This window comes from Cytophagales bacterium (assembly GCA_033344775.1).
GTDB lineage: Bacteria > Bacteroidota > Bacteroidia > Cytophagales > Cyclobacteriaceae > JAWPMT01.
This window is the reverse complement of the sequence record JAWPMT010000007.1, coordinates 255525-274557: the sequence shown is the minus strand read 5'-3', so window position 1 is coordinate 274557 and position 19033 is coordinate 255525. Positions and strand designations below refer to the sequence as shown.

Here is a 19033-nt window from a genome sequence, read left to right as displayed (position 1 = left end):
ATTGTACCAGTTCACGATCTTGTTTTTTGACAGATGCTGTAATTAGCAAATAATTGTATTTTCATTGAAGTCAGCAAACACTTTGAGCCATGAAGGGAACCATTCACTATTGTCTGGAAGACGCAATAACCCACTATTTTGGTCAAGAGGCTTGGGGCACATTGATGACCAGCCTTGGCAAAGAAGCATCATTTAGCTACGGCACACATATTCGCGATGACATAGACGAAGTGCAAAGTATCGAACTCTTTGTATTAGCTTCAAATTCATTAGGACTGGATTTAGGTGAAGTTTTTGACATGTTCGGCGAACATTGGTGTGTCGAGTATTCTACCAAGCTTTACGGTGTATTTTATCGCGGCATGAACAGTACCAAGGATGCCATTACTCAATTAGATCACGTTCACGCCAAAGTGACCGAGCACATACAGGGTGCCTATCCTCCACGATTCGAATACGAATGGATCAATGAAGAAACCCTTCAGGTGAAATACAAATCAGACCGGAACCTGATTGACCTTTTCATTAGTCTGATCAAAGGACTGGACCTCAAATTCAATGATTACACGATCATCGATAAGCTGGATGGAAATCTGTTGCACCTGACTTTCGGACAAAAAGACAAGAAAAGAGGCACCTTCAAAGAACATCTGGAAGCTAAAACAGCATAACTGTCACATACTTTCTGATTTATCTGCGGTTCTAATCGTAAATGCGTTCATTTTCTCTAGTGCCCAAGGTGTAGATTCATTTATTTTGCCGAAATTTTTAATTCAGTAAAATGGTGGATTCGAAAAGAACAAAAATCAAATTCGCCCTTACAGGAACAGTTGACGAAAACGTAAGGGTCAGTGGTTGGGTCAGAACAAAGCGAACCGGTAAAAATGTGGCGTTCATCGCATTGAATGACGGGTCTACCATCAATAATTTACAGGTCGTTGCAGATGCTGCTCAATTCGAAGAGGTCTTAAAATCGATCAATACCGGTGCTAGTCTTTCTGTTTTCGGAAAACTAACTGCTTCTCAGGGTTCAGGCCAATCTGTAGAGTTGCTAGCGGAATCGATTGAAGTCCTTGGGGAGGCAGATCCGGAAAAATATCCATTACAACCCAAACGTCATAGCCTGGAATTTCTTCGTGAGATAGGGCACCTCCGCATGCGGACCAATACGTTTGGAGCAGTGATGCGTATCCGGCACAACATGGCGTTTGCCGTACACCAATTTTTCCATAACAAGGGGTTCTATTATATGAACACGCCAATCCTGACCGCTTCTGATGCGGAAGGGGCCGGCGAAACTTTCAAAGTCACGACCCTTGACCTGGATAACGTTCCAAAAACGGAAGAAGGTGGCATTGATTACGCGCAGGATTTCTTTGGAAAAGAGGCAAACCTGACGGTTTCGGGTCAATTGGAAGGTGAATTGGCAGCCTTGGCCCTTGGAGAAATTTATACTTTCGGACCAACATTCCGGGCGGAGAATTCCAACACGACCAGGCACTTATGCGAATTCTGGATGATTGAGCCGGAAATGGCTTTTTATGATCTGGAAGACAACATGGACCTGGCCGAAGAAATGATGAAGTATCTGGTGAAATTCGCACTGGACAACTGTCAGGATGACCTGGAATTTCTGGACCAACGTGAGCGTCAGGAGGAAAAAAGCAAACCTCAAAACGAGCGCAATGAACTTTCATTGATCGAGCGATTGAAATTCGTATTGGACAATCCGTTTGAACGCATCACCTACACAGAGGCGATTGATATTTTGAGAAACTCCAAGCCCAACAAGAAGAAGAAGTTTCAGTTCTTGATTGAGGAATGGGGCGCGGATCTACAATCTGAGCATGAAAGATTTCTGGTAGAGAAGCATTTCAAAAAACCCGTGATCCTATATAACTATCCGAAGGACATCAAAGCCTTCTACATGCGGCAAAATGATGATGGAAAAACCGTAGGGGCAATGGATGTATTGTTCCCTGGCATCGGAGAAATCATTGGAGGGTCACAGCGAGAAGAGCGACTGGAACAACTGACAACTCGCATGGCGGAAATGGACATTCCTGAAGAGGAGCTTTGGTGGTACCTCGAAACGAGAAAATTCGGCACGACACCACACAGTGGTTACGGATTAGGATTTGAGCGCATGATCCAGTTTGTGACGGGCATGAACAACATCCGAGACGTGATGCCTTTCCCAAGAACTCCCGGCAACTGTGAGTTTTAAAGATTAGACTGAGTTCTTTCAAAGCAATGTCTTGAAAGGATGTGCAAATAGTAATGGATCAAGTGAATTCCAAGAGGGTTTGCTTGATCTTTTTTTTTGCACTGGGTATAAAAAAAGGATTGACCGCCATGGCCAATCCTATCAACCTAAAACATCACTGAACCAATGTTTATCTTTATGATAGTCCCTTTCGGGCATTCAATACATTAGTAAAAGTCTATATAAGACCATACAAAGATGCAAATCCTAATTGCACTACAACAAAGAATATGGTCGAGACAACTTGATTAGGCGCTGAACGGGAAGAATTTGGAATCAAAGGGCATTTGCTGAAAACGCAAAGGGAAGCAGTGACTTAGCGTCCTCTAATTCAATCAATTGCTCGTTTTCCAGCAACATAAGCACTCGAATCGGAATGTCTTGCTTCATGGCATATTCCAAAATTACCTGCCGGCAGCCTCCACATGGAAAAGCACTGGCCAATGCATCTTCAGCGTTTTTAGCCAAAACAAGTAGTGTACGAACAGGCCCCATGTTTTCAGCACCTGCATGAAACAATGCCACTCTTTCTGCACAAAGTCCTGACGGATAAGCTGCATTTTCCTGATTATTCCCCGTGACTACCTGGCCGTTTTCCATTTGGAGTGCACAACCCACCGTAAAATTGGAGTAAGGAGCATATGCGTTCTGTCGTGCTGATTCGGCTGCTGTCAACAATTGCTGATCTTCTTCCGAAAGATCGTCTTTATCCAGCTTTTTGTAGGTTAATGTGATTTCCATAGCTAAAAAGTAAATCGATAGTTCAGGATCTGGTCAAAAAATTCCGGACCTGCCTGAGGGTAAACTACCAATCCAAATATAAGGCCATAAATGGCGCCATATAGATGAGCTTCATGATTGATGTTATCTGCCATGTTCTTCCCCTGGGTATAGGAGTAGATCACATAGATGACCCCCAGGACAAATCCCGGTAATCCGATGAGGCCGAACAAGTAGATCTTATTTGTCGGATAATACAATATACTGGCGAAGACAATCGCAGAAACAGCACCAGAAGCACCCAGGCTATTGTATCCTGGATTGTCCTTATGCTTGAAAGCAACGGGAAGATCTGAAATGACAATGGCCGATACATATAGGATCACGAACAATACTGTCCCATCTGTTTCACCGAGTCGATAATTAAATGTTTCCTCTACCAGCCCTCCAAAAAAGAAAAAGGTGAACATGTTGAAGCCCAGATGAATATAGCTATTGTGAATGAACCCGGAAGACAGGAACCTCCAGTATTGCTTTCCATGGATGGCTTGATACGGATTGAGTAGGAATTTGTGGTATAAACCATCATTCCCCAACGCTGCAAAACTGATGGCCACGGTAATGATGAGGATGAGTAGGGTCATGTGGTACTTATTTTGGGTCTGATTCTTGAAAATGAACAGCGGTTACCTTTCCCGCTGCATCAACTTCGTAGCAAACTCTTTTAGTAAGACTTTGGCGATAGAATTGCCTTCAAATGTTTCTAGTTCCTTGATGGACTGATCGAAATAATAATTCATCTTCATTTTTGCGAGGTTGGGGATTCCAATCTCATCATAGATCTCAGTGACTGCTGCTACTTTTTCCTGGACATCAAATTCTCTAGCAGATAACCAATGATCCAGTTTAGCTTTTTGCTCAGGGTTGGCCATTTCCAACGCAGATAGGAGTAAATAGGTTTTTTTGTTGGCAATGATATCCCCGCCTACTTGCTTACCAAACTTGGCTTTGTCTGCATATACATCAAGGATATCATCCATCAACTGAAATCCGATGCCCATCTTCTCTCCTATACTAAAAAGTTTTTCTGAGGATTGCTGATCATAACCAGCCAGTTTTCCTCCCAGGTACATACTGAAACCCAGCAATACGGCCGTTTTCAGACGGATCATTTCGAGGTATTCTTCTTCCGTTACAATCTCCTGTTCTTCAAAATTCATGTCGATCTGTTGGCCTTCACAAACTTCAACCGATGTTTGATTGAATTTCGGACATACTCCCATGAAGTAATCGCCTGAACCTTTTTGTAATAATTCGTAAGCCTTGATCATCATGGTATCACCAGACAAGATTGCTACGGTATCGTTCCATTTGGTGTGTACAGTAGGTTGACCTCTTCGGAGTGGTGCCTCGTCCATGATATCGTCATGTACGAGGGTGAAATTATGAAAGACCTCAACGGCCAGCGCGGCATCAAGAATCTCATCCAAGGACTCTCCTTTCAGTTGATAGCTGAGTAAAACCAGTAATGGACGTAATCGCTTACCCCCCAATCCCATGATGTAGTTGATTGGCTCATAGAGATTGGCTGGATTACTTCCGTATTCCTGTTTCGAAATGTGCTGGTTGATCTTTTCTAGCAGTTCTTGCGTGGTGTGCATTCAAAAAATGAGTTTGACCGGGTTAACAGATGAGTACAGAAAAAAGTTATTGTAGTTAATCAGCGTTCCCCTCTGGGCTTTGTAAGTAAATAAATTGCCATACCAATTACCAGTATTCCGACACTGATTAAACTTTCAAAAGGTTTGTCGATCGCTACAAAAACCAACGACCATACACTGACTCCTAAAAATATTGCTGGCGCAATGGGGTAGCCCCACATGCGGAAGGTGGCTTCATATTTTTTGATCCGAACGATATATACTCCCCCTACCGCCAGGGTAGTGATCAATATCAACAGGAAAGAAGTATAAAGCAGGACTTGTTCAAAGGTGGATGTATAGATAAAGATCAAACTGAGTGCCGTGGAAAGGAGAAAAGCACGAACGGGTAACCCATTTTTGGACGTATGTGCCAGCCAATTCAATCCTGGCAAGTCCTGGCCCATTACCTGGCTGACCCTTGGGCCAAGAAAAACATAAGCACTGACTGTGGAAATGAGGAGAATAGCAATTGCAATAGCCATGACCTTACCACCAACCGAACCGAAAATCGACTCACCGGCAAGGAAGCCTACTTCTATGTGTCCTTCCAATACAGAAATCGGAACCGTGTAGAGAAAAATCCAATTCAACAATAAATACAAAATGGTCACGCTAGCCGTACCGATGAGCAAGGACCTGGAAAGATCTTTTACCGGATCTCGCATTTCATCCAAAATGTAAATGGCCGAATTCCATCCAGTATAAGCGTAGGAAACGTAAACAAATGCGACCGCATAAGCCGGCTGAATGATCTCCGACCAACTTCCCGATTGAGGGAAAATAGAAATGTTTTGAGGTAAATCGATGGTAAATCCAAATACGATCAAAATCAAGATTAAAATCAACTTGAGTGCCGTGGTGAAATTCTGGACAGAACTCCCAATCTTCAATGACGAAGCATGAATGACACTCAGCAACAAAACCGTACCTGCAGCCACATGTTTTCCTGGCAATCCCGGAATAATCACTTCAAGATAGGAAGACAAGGCTATAGCTGCAATGGCCGCAGGAGCAGCAAACCCAACCGTCACGGATACCCAACCGGCCACAAATCCTAGCGCTGGATGATAGAGTTTCCCAAGCAATTGATATTCACCTCCGGAACGACGAAACACGGAGCCCAGCTCGGCATAGGCTGATGCTCCGAAAAATGCCACGATTCCTCCTAGTGCCCATAATAGCATGATAGAAAATCCTGACTTAATGTCGACAACTTGATAACCCAGACTGGTAAATACACCCGTGCCGATCATGGCGGAAATGACGAGTGAGGAGGCTGTTTCTACACCGATCTTTCCCTTGGACATCCTTAAAATTCGTCAGCTTGCCAGGGTGAATGATTCTTATTGCCCTTCTTAACCAGATCAATGGTTCGACGGTCAATATCGGTCTTGGCCACGATCACTTCCACTTTATCCCCGAGAGTGATGATTTTTCCAGAGCGCTTGCCCACCGCAGCGAATTGTTTCTCATCGAACTCGTAGTAATCGTCATCCATGTCGGACATCCGGATCATGCCTTCACATTTTGTCTCCACGATTTCTACGTAAATGCCCCATTCGGTCACACCGGAAACGATCCCTTCGAACTCCTCACCCAACATAGATTGCATGAATTCCACCTGCTTGTATTTGATGGATGCACGTTCTGCTTCAGCCGCACGTTTCTCTCGCTCACTGGAGTGCACACATTTGGACTCAAATGCTTCCTTGTCCTGCGATTTACCACCTTCCAGATAGTGCCAGAGTAAGCGATGAACCATTACGTCCGGATATCGCCTGATGGGAGAAGTAAAGTGTGAATAATGGTCAAAGGCTAGTCCAAAGTGTCCTTTTGGATCGGTGGTATATTTCGCTTTCGCCATCGATCGGATGGCCAATTGTTCCAGAACATTTTGTTCAGGTTTGCCTTCAATCTTGGACATCAGGTTATTCAGGCTTTTACTGACCAGTCCATCCGTTGAAACCTTGTGACCAAAGCGGGAAGCAAACTTAGAAAACGAATCCAGTTTCTCCGGGTCGGGGCTGTCGTGCGTTCGGTAAACAAACGTCGTAGACCCTTCCTCTTTTCTTCCGTCTCTTTTCTTGAAAATGAATGTCGCTACCTCTCGATTGGCTAACAACATGAATTCCTCGATCATCTTGTGCGCGTCTTTCCGCACTTTGGGAACTACCTCCAGCGGCTTTCCTTTATCATCGAGTTTGAACTTGACTTCCACGGTCTCGAAATTGACTGCCCCATCTTTGAAACGTCGCTTTCGGATCAGCTTGGCCAAGTCATTCAGTTGATTGATCTCCTGTTGGAAATCACCTTCTTTGGATTCAATTCTTTCCTGTGCTTCTTCGTAGGTGAATCTGCGATCGGAATAAATGATCGTACGACCGAACCAACGATCCACCACATTACCTTCTTTGTCAATCTTGAAGACTGCCGAGAAAGTCAGCTTTTCCTCCTCGGGTCGAAGGGAGCACAAGCCATTCGATAATTTCTCTGGGAGCATCGGAATGGTCCGGTCTACCAGGTACACCGATGTTGCACGGTCATAGGCTTCTTTCTCCAGCATAGTCCTTGGACGCACGTAATGGGAAACATCGGCAATGTGTACGCCAATTTCCATCAACCCTTCCTTGGTCCATTCCAGCGACAAAGCATCATCAAAGTCCTTCGCATCAAAGGGGTCAATTGTGAAGGTGGTCACCTTCCTGAAATCCCTGCGATAGGCCAATTCCTGCTTGTCAATTTCCACTGGGATTTTCGCAGCTGCCTTTTCGATCTTCTCCGGAAATTCAAAAGGAAGTCCGAATTCTGCCATGATGGAGTGGATCTCCGCTTCATGTTCTCCAGCTTCTCCGAGTACCCGAACGACCTTGCCTTGTGGGCTTTTGTTCTCCCGATTGTGCCATTTATGGATCTGCACGATCACTTTGTCATCGTGCTTGGCGCCCATGGTTTTTTCTGGATACACAAAGACATCAAAGTGTAAGTTGCGATTGTCGGGAACGACAAAGGCAAATTTGTCTGAGATCTCGATTCGTCCTACAAATTCTGCCTTATTCCGATTCAGAATCTTCGTGACCTTGCCTTCAGGCTTTGCGCCCCTTGCAGCTGGTCTGGTGATTTGTACCTCTACCTCATCGCCATCAATGGCAAAGTTCAGATTGGAGGATTTGATCCAGATATCTTCTTCAGAATCCATCGATATGACATATGCAAATCGTGGATTGACATGGTCCACCTTACCGGTAATCACCGATGGTGTGGAATTGGAAACGAACCGGCCATCGCGATTTCTCGCCACTTTGCCTTGTGCTTCCATCCCCAATAATATGTCTTTTAATGCATCTTTCGTTTTGGCATCTCTGATCCCGATTTTCTTGATCAGCTGCCGATACGAAAAACTTTCGCCTGCTTCTTCGTAAAAAATTTGGCGCAGACGATCTTTCACGTCCACTACTTTCTTAGATTTTTTAGTGGTTGTGTTTTTAACTTTTCTTTTCTTTCGTGCCATAAGATTGGCTAGTCCACAATGGAGATCCGGTCGTCCGGTATCGTGGATTTTGCGTTCATTTTTAAATACAATTGCGCGGTTGCTACCACGTCTTTTTCACAATATCGACGGATACTTTCTAGTCCGTCCTGTTGATGGTAGACTTCATTGACCATGGAGCCGTCAATGTTGTCCTTGCTCGTCGGGATACCGAAAATTTCGGTCAATAGCTCTAATGATGTGAAACTTTTCCAGTCTCCGAATTTCCAGAGTTCCATCGTGTCGATGTGATTGACCTCCCAGGGTTTTTTACCCCGGGTATCCAATACAAAAGGGATCGGCAGGCCATTGACGAGCAATCTACGACATAGATAGGGGAAGTCAAACTCTTTTCCATTGTGCCCGCATAACTGCAGGCTCCCCTGATTAAATTCCTGGACCAAAAAGGAAACAAAGTCTTGTAAGACTTGCTTTTCGTCATGTCCAAAAAAGCTTCTTACGGTAAAGGAAAGCTCCTTTTCCCTTCCACTGAAGACCCCTACACCAATAACGATCACTTTGCCAAATTCGGCATAGATCGCGGCTCGGTCTTCATAGAGTTGGCTTATATCAAGCTCCTCTTCGTTCTTTAAATTCTTTGCTTTTTTCGCCCAAAGAGATTGTAATCGCTCGGGCACTTTAGAAAAATTTGAATAAGCTGATACGGTCTCAATGTCGATAACGACGGTGTTTTTGATGTTTTGCATGTCAAAGATGAATCACCCCACGCAAGTTGAGTTCGGGGATGAAGCTTAAGTTGTTTTCAGAAATAGAATCAGGTACAAATATGTACTTTTTATCATACACTTGTGTACCAATGAAAAAACTTAGCCAATATTCATTGTTGAGATGGAACACCTGAGGGTCGATTGGCTCGATCAAAGCAAACTCTCCTGCTTCCAATTTTGGGATGCCATGTCGAAGGACTGAAGTCTCCTGTTTCTTCCCATCCTTTTCGCCATACCCTTTGGAAGTAATCATCACATTTTCCAACACATCAGAACCACGATTGATGAGGTAAACTTTCCACTCTTCCTGGTCTTGCGCTACCGTAAAAAACACGTCTTTGACTGGAAGGAACTGAATATCTTTTTTCAAGGTGATTAAAAATTAATGGTCACTGACCATGACAAGATCAAAATTAAAACAAGCCGCAGATACTTCGATCTATTCGGAAAACTCCATCTCAAATAAAGTACCAAGATGTTTTTTCAACTTTTGTTCAACTTCAGACATTTCAGGCGCATATCCCAACTCTTTGGCCAGGGAAGTCACGGCTTTGTCAGAAATACCACAAGGCACGATATTATTGAAATAATCCAGGTTCACATCCACGTTGAAAGCAAATCCATGCATGGTTACCCAACGACTGGACTTCACCCCCATCGCACAGATCTTCCGGGCAAGATCAGGATTTTCCCAGTCAATCCATACGCCAGTAAGCCCATCGATACGGCCCGAAGCAATTTCATATTCTTTAAGCGTCAGAATGATTGCTTCTTCCAGGTAGCGTAGGTATTTATGGATATCAGTAAAGAAATTATCCAGATCCAAAATGGGATACCCTACGATTTGCCCAGGGCCATGGTAAGTGATATCGCCCCCACGATTAATTCGATAAAAAGTGGCCTCCTTTTCCTCTAACGCCCGGCTATCCAATAAAAGATGTTCTTCTTTGCCGCTTTTACCTAAGGTATAAACGTGTGGATGTTCGACAAAAATCAAGTAATTGGATGTCGTAGCTTGTTCTTCCTCGGGAAGTTTTCTGTTGACGATCTTTTGATCTACAACCCCCTTGAAAAGTTTTTCCTGATAATCCCAGGTTTCCTGGTAATCTTTCAATCCCAGGTGAATGAATTGCGTTTTTTTATTTTTTGTCAGAGACATGTCGGTAGTACTCCTACTCTAATCGATGTAAGACTCTAACAATTTAACCTGCCCTTCGGGTTCAATCGTGTAATTCGTCATAGCAGCTGGAACCAGAATCACATCACCCATGGAAATGCTTTCTGAGGCTCCTTCTGCATATTGAATATTGGCCTTGCCTTCCAGGCAAATGTAGATTTTGAATGAATCCAACTTGGGCAAATCAATGGTCATTGCCTGATCCAGGGTCAGTTTATTGGTTGTGAAAAATTCGCATCGTTCCAATTGCACACGCGCATTCAATTGATCCTCATAGGAAGTCTTGTATTTATCGTATTTCTTATAATCTATCGCATCCAGGGCTTCTTCCACGTGAAGCTCTCTTTTATTTCCTTCGGCATCTACTCGATCAAAATCAAAGATGCGGTATGTGATGTCACTGGTCTGCTGGATCTCTGCAATTAATAAGCCCTCACCAATCGTATGTACTCTGCCTGCTGGCAAGAAGAAGACGTCATCTGTTTGCACTTCCTCCCGGTTCAGGATCTCAGACAATCGGCCGCTTTCGAAATGCTCCACATAGGAGGCTTTATCAACTTCCTTGCTAAAACCGCTGATCAAAGAAGCCCCTTGATCTGCCTGCATCACATACCACATTTCAGTTTTGCCTTTGCTATTGTGCCGTTCGGCGGCCAGCGTATCATCAGGATGTACCTGAATAGAAAGGTCCTGATTGGCATCGATGAATTTGATCAATAAAGGGAATTCGTCACCGTATTCCTGATAGTTTTTCTCCCCTACTAAAGTTGCTTTTTCACGAGCAAGTACCGATCGAAGGTCCACTCCAGCCAATACACCGTTATTAATCATGGAAATATTGCCTTTGACTCCCGATAACTCCCAGGTCTCTCCACAATTGGGCAGATCACCAAAGTCCTTCCCCAGTACAGTATGGATTTTCTGGCCTCCCCAGAGTTTGTCTTTGAAAATCGGATTGAATTTGAGAGGGTATAGTTCCATTAATGACATGATACTTGCTAATCAAATTGCAAGATTAGCTTAGTCAAATCAAATAAAAAACTTAAGGGGGGTATGGATTCAATCTGCCAGACTCAATCCGAACCCTGAAAAATCAGACTTCCATTAATAAACTGAAATCCGCTATTCGTGAGAGGAATTGAACCACTCACAAACTTTATTTGCATTCCAGCCACGATGATTTCTATTTTTAGTAACGAAAGACGGTATTAAACTGAAATTGAAAATTCAAAGTAAAACAGGAATCGGTTTTTCGTTACAGGATTGAATGCATTGACGAGTCCAAATTACTGAAGGTTCTACAGGCTGCAATTCATAGCCAATACTCGGAACACTACTTACATAATTTTATATAGTGGTTTTTTGGGAGTAGATATTCATGAGAATCAGTGAATTTGACGAATAAATACATGGATTCTACGTAATATTATTTAATCCTAACCAGAGTATTCCTAACTTTCTAGAACTAACAATTTTTGTCCGTTCAGGGCTTTTTTGCTAGACAAAATCACTCGACCAAATATGAACTTCAGCAGAACAGCAAAGTCAGCTTTTTGTTGCTTGATATTATTCGCCATATGCCTTATTCCGTTAAAATTATATAATGGGAATCCGGTAGAGGAAACTAATACTTCAGCAGAAATTTCCTCAGCACCTTCCGATGAAAAGGTCAAAAATTTTAAAGCGAGTCTAGCCGCAAAGTCTGGATCGGTCATGGATTTCAGGCCTGATGGTTTTCTGGAAAACAAAGGACAATGGGATGCCGATGAACTTCAATTCTTCTTGGATAAAGGAGGTCTGCAGGTTGCGCTTGGCCTTGATCGTTTCACCTATATCCTGAACTATAGGGAATCGACCAGCGGGGGCAATCAATATTTTCAACACAACATTCAGGTCCAGCTTGTAGGAGCTAACCCATCTCCTCGGGTTTCAAAAACAGGAAAAAGCGCTGATTATAGAAATTATTTCTTTGGAAAAACACAAGCCTCAAAAATTCATCATTATGAACAGGTTACTTATCATGATGTCTACCCCGGAATCGATGTGGTATTTGAAACAGCAGCACCTGACACTCGGCGAATGGGCTTCAAATACAGCTTCATCGTTCATCCTGGTGCTAACCCTGACCAGATTCGATTGAATTACGATGGGCAGGATGAGCTAGGAATCAACCACTCCAGCGGCATTCATACCTCTCATGAATCAGACGAAGAAAACCTGGTTTCCAATTTGCTCACGCTCACTACGCAAGGTGGTGTGGTTGCTGAAGATTTGAAAGAAGTTTATACGATATCCAGTGGGATCCGTCAGTCTGTACCTGCCAAATTTCAGCTAGACAGTGAAAAGGAAGTACATTTTGATTTAGGTGAATATGACCAAAGTAAGACGCTGGTAATTGATCCGGAGGTAGTGACATTAACACTAAGAGTTTCCACCTACCTTGGAGGCGAAGAAGAAGACCTGATTTATGGTGTTGACATTAGCAATGACGGAAATACCGTTTACGTAACAGGCGCTTCTAACAGTTCGGACTTATTAACCAATGCCTTGAGCTTAGGCTTTCAACCAGGGAAAAGTGGGGGTAACGACGCCTTCATTGGCAGTTTCGACGCTACACTCGAGAACCTGCTGTGGGCGACCTATATGGGCGGAGGTACTGAATCCAGTAACATTGATGTAGGTTTTGATATCAAGCTTGATGAGTCTAGTTCCAATTTGTTTATCAGTGGCCGTACAGGCTCAGACAGTGTGGCTTCTCCTTTTTTTGGGGCTTATGCGGGTGAAGCCGACGGTTTTGTGACTAGCGTATCTACCGACGGCCAAACTCTCAATTGGCTCCGATTTGTTGGTAGTGACAGGAATGACTATATGAGCGCATTGGATATCGATGATGATGCAGTAATTGTAGTGGGAACAGTCGGTAACAGCTTATCTACAGATAATATCGACGGGGCGACGGTTGAAAACGCCTATGCTGATGGAAATGATGCAATCATCTTAAAACTATCTGCAACCAGTGGAACGCTAGAACGAATTTCTTATGCAGGCAGCAGTCTCGAAGATAGAGGACACGACATTGTTGCTCACAACAATGAATATTACATCATAGGGTCCAGAACAGTTGACCTTGGAGGCATTGAATTGGTTCGGATTGGGTTAACCAAATTAGATCAGGATCTTGATATTATCTTAGAAAAAACACCATTCGGACAAACCACTCACCCAAATGATAATATCCCGAATCAAGGAATTGATATTAGCACAGATGGCTCCTTTCTCGCCATTACAGGAGTAATCTCTTCTTCAAGTTCCGACATAGTCGTAGGGAATACGCACCAAAACACGAATGGGGGTAACGGCGATGCCTATTTGTTGAGGGTTGATGCTGGCACCCTTGACTTAGATTGGGGCTCTTACTATGGTGGTTCCGGATCGGATGAAGGAACTGATATCATCATTGATTGTAACGATAATATCATTTTTACAGGAACCACTAACAGTGAAAATAACATCGCCACCTCAGATGCTCTGGAAGGCAATGAATCCTTTGGAGGTGCATCCGTAGGTGATTCAAATGGCGACGTTTTCCTGGCAAAATTTGACAGTGAAGGTAATCGTATCTGGGGTACATATTTTGGAGCAGGGGGAAGCGATCGAGGAATTTCATTAGGTATTAATGAAGCTAATGGGGAATTCGTCCTTGGAGGAGTAACTAGAAGTAGTACGCGCATTGCCACGACGGGAGTTTCACAATCCAGCCTCAATGATGCTAATGAGGGATTTGTTTCCGCATTTTGTGATGTAATTATCATTCAATCACCACAAGATGAACTTTCGGCAGTCTTCGGAGGAGATGCGACTTTTGAGATAGAAACAGATTATTGTGGTACGATCTCTTATTCCTGGACCAAACAAGGTGAATCAACGGTACTCTCCACTTCAAGTGTGCTGACATTAACTTCTCTTACGGAAGCTGACATTGGGACTTATTGCGTAACTGTTAACACCAGTTGCGGAGCCGATTTCGAACGATGTGCCGAACTGGATGTTCTTTCACTGGCTGGTTCCGATGTATGTTTAGATCCTGGCACCACTTCCGGGGCTCCTGCTATAACACAAGATACCATAGCACTAACTTTCCCCAATTTGGAGGACAATGCAAACATCACGAATGCATTATATTCCTGGTCTGTTACATCATCTGATGCGGATCCAAATGACGCCTCTACGGTTGTAGCAGGGCCAAGCGGGGCGATATCAAGAACCTTGCCCATCACCAATGAGGCAGACTTGTATGAAATTGATATCATTCCTACAGCTGCCGGCACCTACACTTATACCCTTGATCTGTCTTATGATGTCGATGGTACGCCGACAACCGAAAGCCTCGAGGTAGAAGTCACCGTAAACCCATTTCCAACCATCACCGCATCGGACCCAGCAAGCTTTTGTGAAAGTGGATCTACTACGATTGAGGTCACATCAGATATTGACCTGGACCGTGTAGAATATCAGCGAATCGACTCAAACACCGGCCTGACAGGAAATAGTAGTGGTACGCAATCCGGAGCAGGCTTGAGTGTATCAATAAATCTGGGTTCGTTCGAAAATGCTACCAATATGCCATTGGATGCGGTTTTCGAATTAACTCCTTACGCATCGACCGGTAACTGTGTGGGGGCTACGGAAACAGTGACCGTTACTGTTAATCCGGAACCCGAGTTTTCGACCACCGTAGTTACTGACACGATCTGTAGTAGTGGCAATGTTGAAATCAATTTTGAAGCACTGACCTCTCCTAACTTTCAAACAGGCAGTGGCACTTCTTTCGAATATACGCGGAGAGCGAATACAGCGATTGATGAGCCTACGGCTACCGTCACGGTTACAGACCCGAATAGCGGAACAATCAATGAGTCACTGACAAATAATTCAAGTCAAATCGCTACGGTCACCTATGACATCACCGGCACATTTGAAGGTTGTTCTGCTGATACCAGTGTGTCCCTGCTGGTATTACCTGTACTTACCTTGGAGCATTCAGGAACGACCGTCAATGGATGTAGTGGCGAGGATGTCTCTCTGTCTTTAGGTGTTTCCAATGATCAAATAGCTACTTTTCTTGAGGTGACATTCGACGATAATCCAAATGTGGATGGAGAATCAGATACAACCATCAGCGTATCAGCAGGCAGTAGCGTAACCCTGGTCGCAAATTTGACTCACAGTTCTTCCAGCACGGAAACGGTCACAGCAAACATTACCCCAGTATATACGCTGGCAAGTGGAGACAGATGCGAGGGAACCCAAGAATCTTTTGATTTCGAAATAGCTCCATTGGCTACTGTAAGTGACTCGAATGCTGCCATATGTGAAAACACCTCACCCAACATTGATTTAACAAGCCTCAGCAATGGCATCACAGGAACGACGTTTAGTTGGACTGCTGTGAGTGCCACTGGCAACGTGACATTTAATGCTACAGGGTCCGGGGATACCATTGACGAAACGCTTTCTCTTACCAGTGGCACAGAAGGAACAGTCACATATACGGTAACGGGGAGTTTCGAGGGTTGTTCGGGTGCTACCGGAGAGATTGTAGTGACTGTTTATAGTCAGCCTGAACTTCTCATTTCAGCTGATCCTACATCTGCAGAGCTATGTGACTCTTCTCCTATGCCAGTGGAATTAACGGTCACCGTTTCCAACACGGATGAAGCCAACATCACCAGCAGAACGTGGTTCAAAGATGGCCTGGAGATCACCGGCGAAAACACCAATACTTTGACAGTCGAAGAAGCAGGATTGTATGAATTCAGGGTACAAACTTTAGGTGATTGCAGTCAAAGCATATCTCAAGATGTAGCAATTGTAGAGCGAGCCAATGTCGAGATTGATGCTTCGAGTGAAAATGAAGTTTGTTTAGAGGAAGACTTTGTATTGACCAGTGTGGTAACGGGCGGAGTGGCCTCTTCTTACCAGTGGTTCCGTGACGGCACCGCAATTTCCGGGGCAACCGGAACCACATATACTACTGGAATCGAGGGAGCATATCAAGTAGTGGTCAATTCTGCGGGTGCTTGTCCGGACACCTCTAATGTGGTCAACTTGACGTTCTTCGCAGAACCTGTACCTACCTTCAACCTCGACGAATCAACATGTCCTAATATCACGTTGGATTTCACCGGTTCCAATACTAATGCCTCCGCCAATGTTACCCGCGTAGAATGGTCCGTTACAGGGGAAGCACCACTTCCCACCTTCTCGACGACCAGCGAACTGGCCACCTCTTTATCGTTTGGAGAGAATCAAGGTACCGACCGGAACTACACTGTTTCGCTCTCCTTAACAACCGACAATGACTGTGAAGCCACTTTTTCGAGAGACATCACACATCTGGCAAGACCACTGGTCGATTTCGAATTCGAAACGCTTAATTGTTCGGGAGAGATTTCCCTTGCTACACAGAACACAACAGGTGGCGACACTTTTCAGTGGGCCATCACCTCAGGTGGATCTGATTTGACCATCACTGATCCTACGAATCTTAACACCACTTTTGAAGTGGAGAATGAAACCCGGGAAATCGTCACCTATGACATCACCCTAACTGCCACAGATGACACTGATTGTAGCCATGAAGCAACACAAACACTGTCTGTCTATCCGACACCAATCATGGTCATTGATAACGCCCCAAGAGGTGTTTGTCCTGGCGATCCTATTTCCCTGACCAGCGAAAATTCAGACCCTGGAACCGGATTGAGTTTTGATGAAGTCTCATGGTTCATCAATGGCACGTTGGTCAGCAATGCAACCACCCTGGATACGACACTCACCAATACCGGTGAAGAGGAGATCGATTACGTGATTGAATTAAGAGGCACCAATGAAGGGCAATGTGAAGGCATCGTAGACACAAAAACCATTCAAGTGGCACCGGACCCACAAGCAGTAGTTACTACTAATTTCACGGCTGCTTGCGACGGAATAGCGGTTAATATCAATAATGAATCTGTTGGACTGCCAGAGTTTTACGTGATTGATTACGGAGATGGCTCTCCAGTTGACACCCTCTTCAATCAAGAGCCAATTCCTCACATCTTCCAAAACAACACTTTTGACGATGTGACTTATACCGTTGAGCTAAGTGCGATTAGTGCCTGTGGTGTGTCCACAGATTCCGTTAATGTTACGGTGATACCCGTAAATGAGGACGCTGAAATCGACTTAGGAAGACCATCTAATGACTATTGCGAAGGAGATTTACTGAACGCAGGCGTAAACGGCTTAACCGATGGAACAGGAAGAGATTTTGAATGGACGCTGGTTGCGGAAAACAGCACTGATAGTCTGCAGCTATCACTCACGGATACGGTTCAGAACCATGAGCTGGATCAGGCTGGAACATTTCATCTCATTCTCTCCGTAGAAATAGCCACAGGTGGCGTTGTTTGCGGTCGTGTTCAAGATGTTGAAACCATCATCGTGGAACCAGGTCCTGATATCAGCTTTGAAGTAGAACCCTCGTCCATATGTCTCGGAGAGACTGTGGAAGTCATTAATACCAGCTCAATTCTTTCTGAAGAGACCATTTGGGACCTTGGAGACGGAACCGATTTAGAACCGACTGAAACACCGGGTACGCATCAATATAACAATCCAGGAATGTATTGGGTCAATATGACGCTGGAAGGGACAAATGGTTGTTTCTCCTACGACTCGAGTCAGGTAGAAGTAAAATCTGTGCCCACAGCAGCAATCGAATCTCCAGGACGAATTTGCGAAAACGATCGGATCACTTTTATCAATAACTCCGTAGGTGCAGATTCCTATCAGTGGGAAATCAGTCGACTAACAGATTCCCTTTCCAACAGTGTTAATGTTACCCGAAGTTTCTTTGAGCCAGGAAGTTATTATATCAACCTTACAGCTTTTGGCCCCGGGCCAGACCCCATCTGTTTTGATAAGGATAGTCTTGCATTTGAGGTCAATGCCAATCCAGAAGTATCCTTCAGACTTGACGATGAAAGATATTGTGAGGACTCTACGGTAACGGTGATTAATGACCCTTCAGAAGCCACCTATGAGTGGACACTCATCAATTCAAACACAGATGAAGTGATCCTTCTCAGCGACCAGAATACGCCAGATCCATTTGATGCACCATCCGTTGGTAATTATTACGTTAAGTCTATGGCGGTATCCAGCGCAGGCTGCAGTTTGGAAGATTCACTACCCTTAAGGGCCATCGCCAACCCAATACCCATCGTTTTTCCAACCCAAACAGCCATTTGTCATGGCATTGAGTTTGACTTATTTAACCAGACAGATGTTCCAAGTGAAGAAACGGGCATTTTCCAATGGTACATGGACGGAAATTTAATTAGTGAAGAGTATCGCGTATCTCCTGTGTTTTCACGGGTTGCACGTAGTATAGGCAGGGACTCTCAAGTGACATTCCGCCTGGATGTGACCAATGAGATTTGTGAAAACAACTGGCAAATGACTTATGATGTTCCAGGCTATTATGGATGTAGTTTTACGCTTCCGAATGCATTTTCTCCTAATGGCGACGGGACCAATGATCAGTTTTTGGTACAGTTCCACGACGAAGATCTGGATAATGTGGAACGAGTAGAATTATCAATTTTTGGTACAACCGAAAACCTCGTTCACCACCTAGTCATGAGTCGTGATGCTGTAGGGGAAGAAATGTCATGCGATGGCTGTACCGGAGAATTCATCGCAGAAGAATGGCAAAAAAGCGTAGGCTGGGATGGTAAAATCACCACTCCTGGGAACAACAGAAGCGAAGACAATAACCGCGGAACCTATTTCTATGTCGTGAAAGTGCAATGTTGCGATGACAAGCCCATTGCCAGAACAGGATACTTCCAGTTAATAAGATGA

General features: G+C 44.2%; 13 protein-coding genes. 3 read left to right on the top strand and 10 right to left on the bottom strand.

The genetic code is table 11. From position 1 onward, the window contains the following. Positions 1–89 precede the first annotated feature (89 nt). Positions 90–671, top strand: a complete 582-nt coding sequence (locus tag R8G66_33195) for a heme NO-binding domain-containing protein (protein ID MDW3197282.1) — start codon at positions 90–92, stop codon at positions 669–671. A gap of 110 nt (positions 672–781) precedes the next feature. After that, the gene (asnS, locus tag R8G66_33190; protein MDW3197281.1) at positions 782–2227 is read left to right on the top strand and encodes an asparagine--tRNA ligase; all 1446 of its coding nucleotides are present in this window, start codon (positions 782–784) and stop codon (positions 2225–2227) included. A 315-nt stretch (positions 2228–2542) separates the two neighbouring features. Here the strand turns inward: asnS and cdd are convergent, their stop codons facing one another. The 10 genes from cdd to R8G66_33140 form a co-directional block, all read right to left on the bottom strand. Then, positions 2543–3007, bottom strand: a complete 465-nt coding sequence (cdd, locus tag R8G66_33185) for a cytidine deaminase (protein ID MDW3197280.1) — start codon at positions 3005–3007, stop codon at positions 2543–2545. Positions 3008–3009: 2 nt separating this feature from the next. Next, complete coding sequence (locus R8G66_33180) at positions 3010–3630, bottom strand: rhomboid family intramembrane serine protease (protein MDW3197279.1); 621 nt, start codon at positions 3628–3630, stop codon at positions 3010–3012. A 42-nt stretch (positions 3631–3672) separates the two neighbouring features. Beyond that, positions 3673–4647: a polyprenyl synthetase family protein gene (locus tag R8G66_33175; protein MDW3197278.1), complete on the bottom strand. Its 975-nt coding sequence runs from the start codon at positions 4645–4647 to the stop codon at positions 3673–3675. A 59-nt stretch (positions 4648–4706) separates the two neighbouring features. Then, a complete protein-coding gene (locus R8G66_33170; GenBank protein MDW3197277.1) occupies positions 4707–5996 on the bottom strand; it encodes an amino acid permease in 1290 nt (429 codons plus the stop codon). A 2-nt stretch (positions 5997–5998) separates the two neighbouring features. Then, positions 5999–8197 carry a ribonuclease R gene (gene rnr, locus R8G66_33165; GenBank protein ID MDW3197276.1) on the bottom strand — a complete coding sequence of 733 codons (2199 nt, stop codon included), beginning with the start codon at positions 8195–8197 and terminating at the stop codon, positions 5999–6001. Positions 8198–8205: 8 nt separating this feature from the next. Next, positions 8206–8922 (bottom strand): 3'-5' exonuclease, encoded by a 717-nt coding sequence (locus tag R8G66_33160; protein ID MDW3197275.1) that lies wholly within the window; start codon positions 8920–8922, stop codon positions 8206–8208. 1 nt (position 8923) lies between these two features. Then, complete coding sequence (locus tag R8G66_33155) at positions 8924–9313, bottom strand: hypothetical protein (protein ID MDW3197274.1); 390 nt, start codon at positions 9311–9313, stop codon at positions 8924–8926. A gap of 69 nt (positions 9314–9382) precedes the next feature. Beyond that, positions 9383–10102, bottom strand: coding sequence for a lipoyl(octanoyl) transferase LipB (gene lipB / locus R8G66_33150; GenBank protein ID MDW3197273.1), 720 nt, complete (start codon positions 10100–10102; stop codon positions 9383–9385). 18 nt (positions 10103–10120) lie between these two features. Next, positions 10121–11101: a type I phosphomannose isomerase catalytic subunit gene (locus R8G66_33145; protein ID MDW3197272.1), complete on the bottom strand. Its 981-nt coding sequence runs from the start codon at positions 11099–11101 to the stop codon at positions 10121–10123. Between the two features lie 470 nt (positions 11102–11571). After that, positions 11572–11835 carry a hypothetical protein gene (locus tag R8G66_33140; GenBank protein ID MDW3197271.1) on the bottom strand — a complete coding sequence of 88 codons (264 nt, stop codon included), beginning with the start codon at positions 11833–11835 and terminating at the stop codon, positions 11572–11574. On the opposite strand from R8G66_33140, the gene R8G66_33135 reads away from it, so the two are divergent. Then, positions 11834–19033, top strand: a complete 7200-nt coding sequence (locus R8G66_33135; protein ID MDW3197270.1) for a PKD-like domain-containing protein — start codon at positions 11834–11836, stop codon at positions 19031–19033. The two genes, R8G66_33140 and R8G66_33135, sit on opposite strands and share 2 nt — an antisense overlap.

Excerpts from the sequence above, each read along its gene's own strand:
- lipB (MDW3197273.1), bottom strand. The coding sequence starts at position 10,102 with ATGTCTCTGACAAAAAATAAAAAAACGCAATTCATTCACCTGGGATTG.
- cdd (MDW3197280.1), bottom strand. The coding sequence starts at position 3,007 with ATGGAAATCACATTAACCTACAAAAAGCTGGATAAAGACGATCTTTCG.
- R8G66_33140 (MDW3197271.1), bottom strand. The coding sequence starts at position 11,835 with ATGACCGATCCAGACTTTGCGGCTAGACTCGCTTTAAAATTTTTGACC.
- R8G66_33135 (MDW3197270.1), top strand. The coding sequence starts at position 11,834 with ATGGATTTCAGGCCTGATGGTTTTCTGGAAAACAAAGGACAATGGGAT.
- R8G66_33170 (MDW3197277.1), bottom strand. The coding sequence starts at position 5,996 with ATGTCCAAGGGAAAGATCGGTGTAGAAACAGCCTCCTCACTCGTCATT.
- R8G66_33160 (MDW3197275.1), bottom strand. The coding sequence starts at position 8,922 with ATGCAAAACATCAAAAACACCGTCGTTATCGACATTGAGACCGTATCA.
- asnS (MDW3197281.1), top strand. The coding sequence starts at position 782 with ATGGTGGATTCGAAAAGAACAAAAATCAAATTCGCCCTTACAGGAACA.
- R8G66_33195 (MDW3197282.1), top strand. The coding sequence starts at position 90 with ATGAAGGGAACCATTCACTATTGTCTGGAAGACGCAATAACCCACTAT.
- rnr (MDW3197276.1), bottom strand. The coding sequence starts at position 8,197 with ATGGCACGAAAGAAAAGAAAAGTTAAAAACACAACCACTAAAAAATCT.
- R8G66_33175 (MDW3197278.1), bottom strand. The coding sequence starts at position 4,647 with ATGCACACCACGCAAGAACTGCTAGAAAAGATCAACCAGCACATTTCG.
- R8G66_33145 (MDW3197272.1), bottom strand. The coding sequence starts at position 11,101 with ATGGAACTATACCCTCTCAAATTCAATCCGATTTTCAAAGACAAACTC.
- R8G66_33180 (MDW3197279.1), bottom strand. The coding sequence starts at position 3,630 with ATGACCCTACTCATCCTCATCATTACCGTGGCCATCAGTTTTGCAGCG.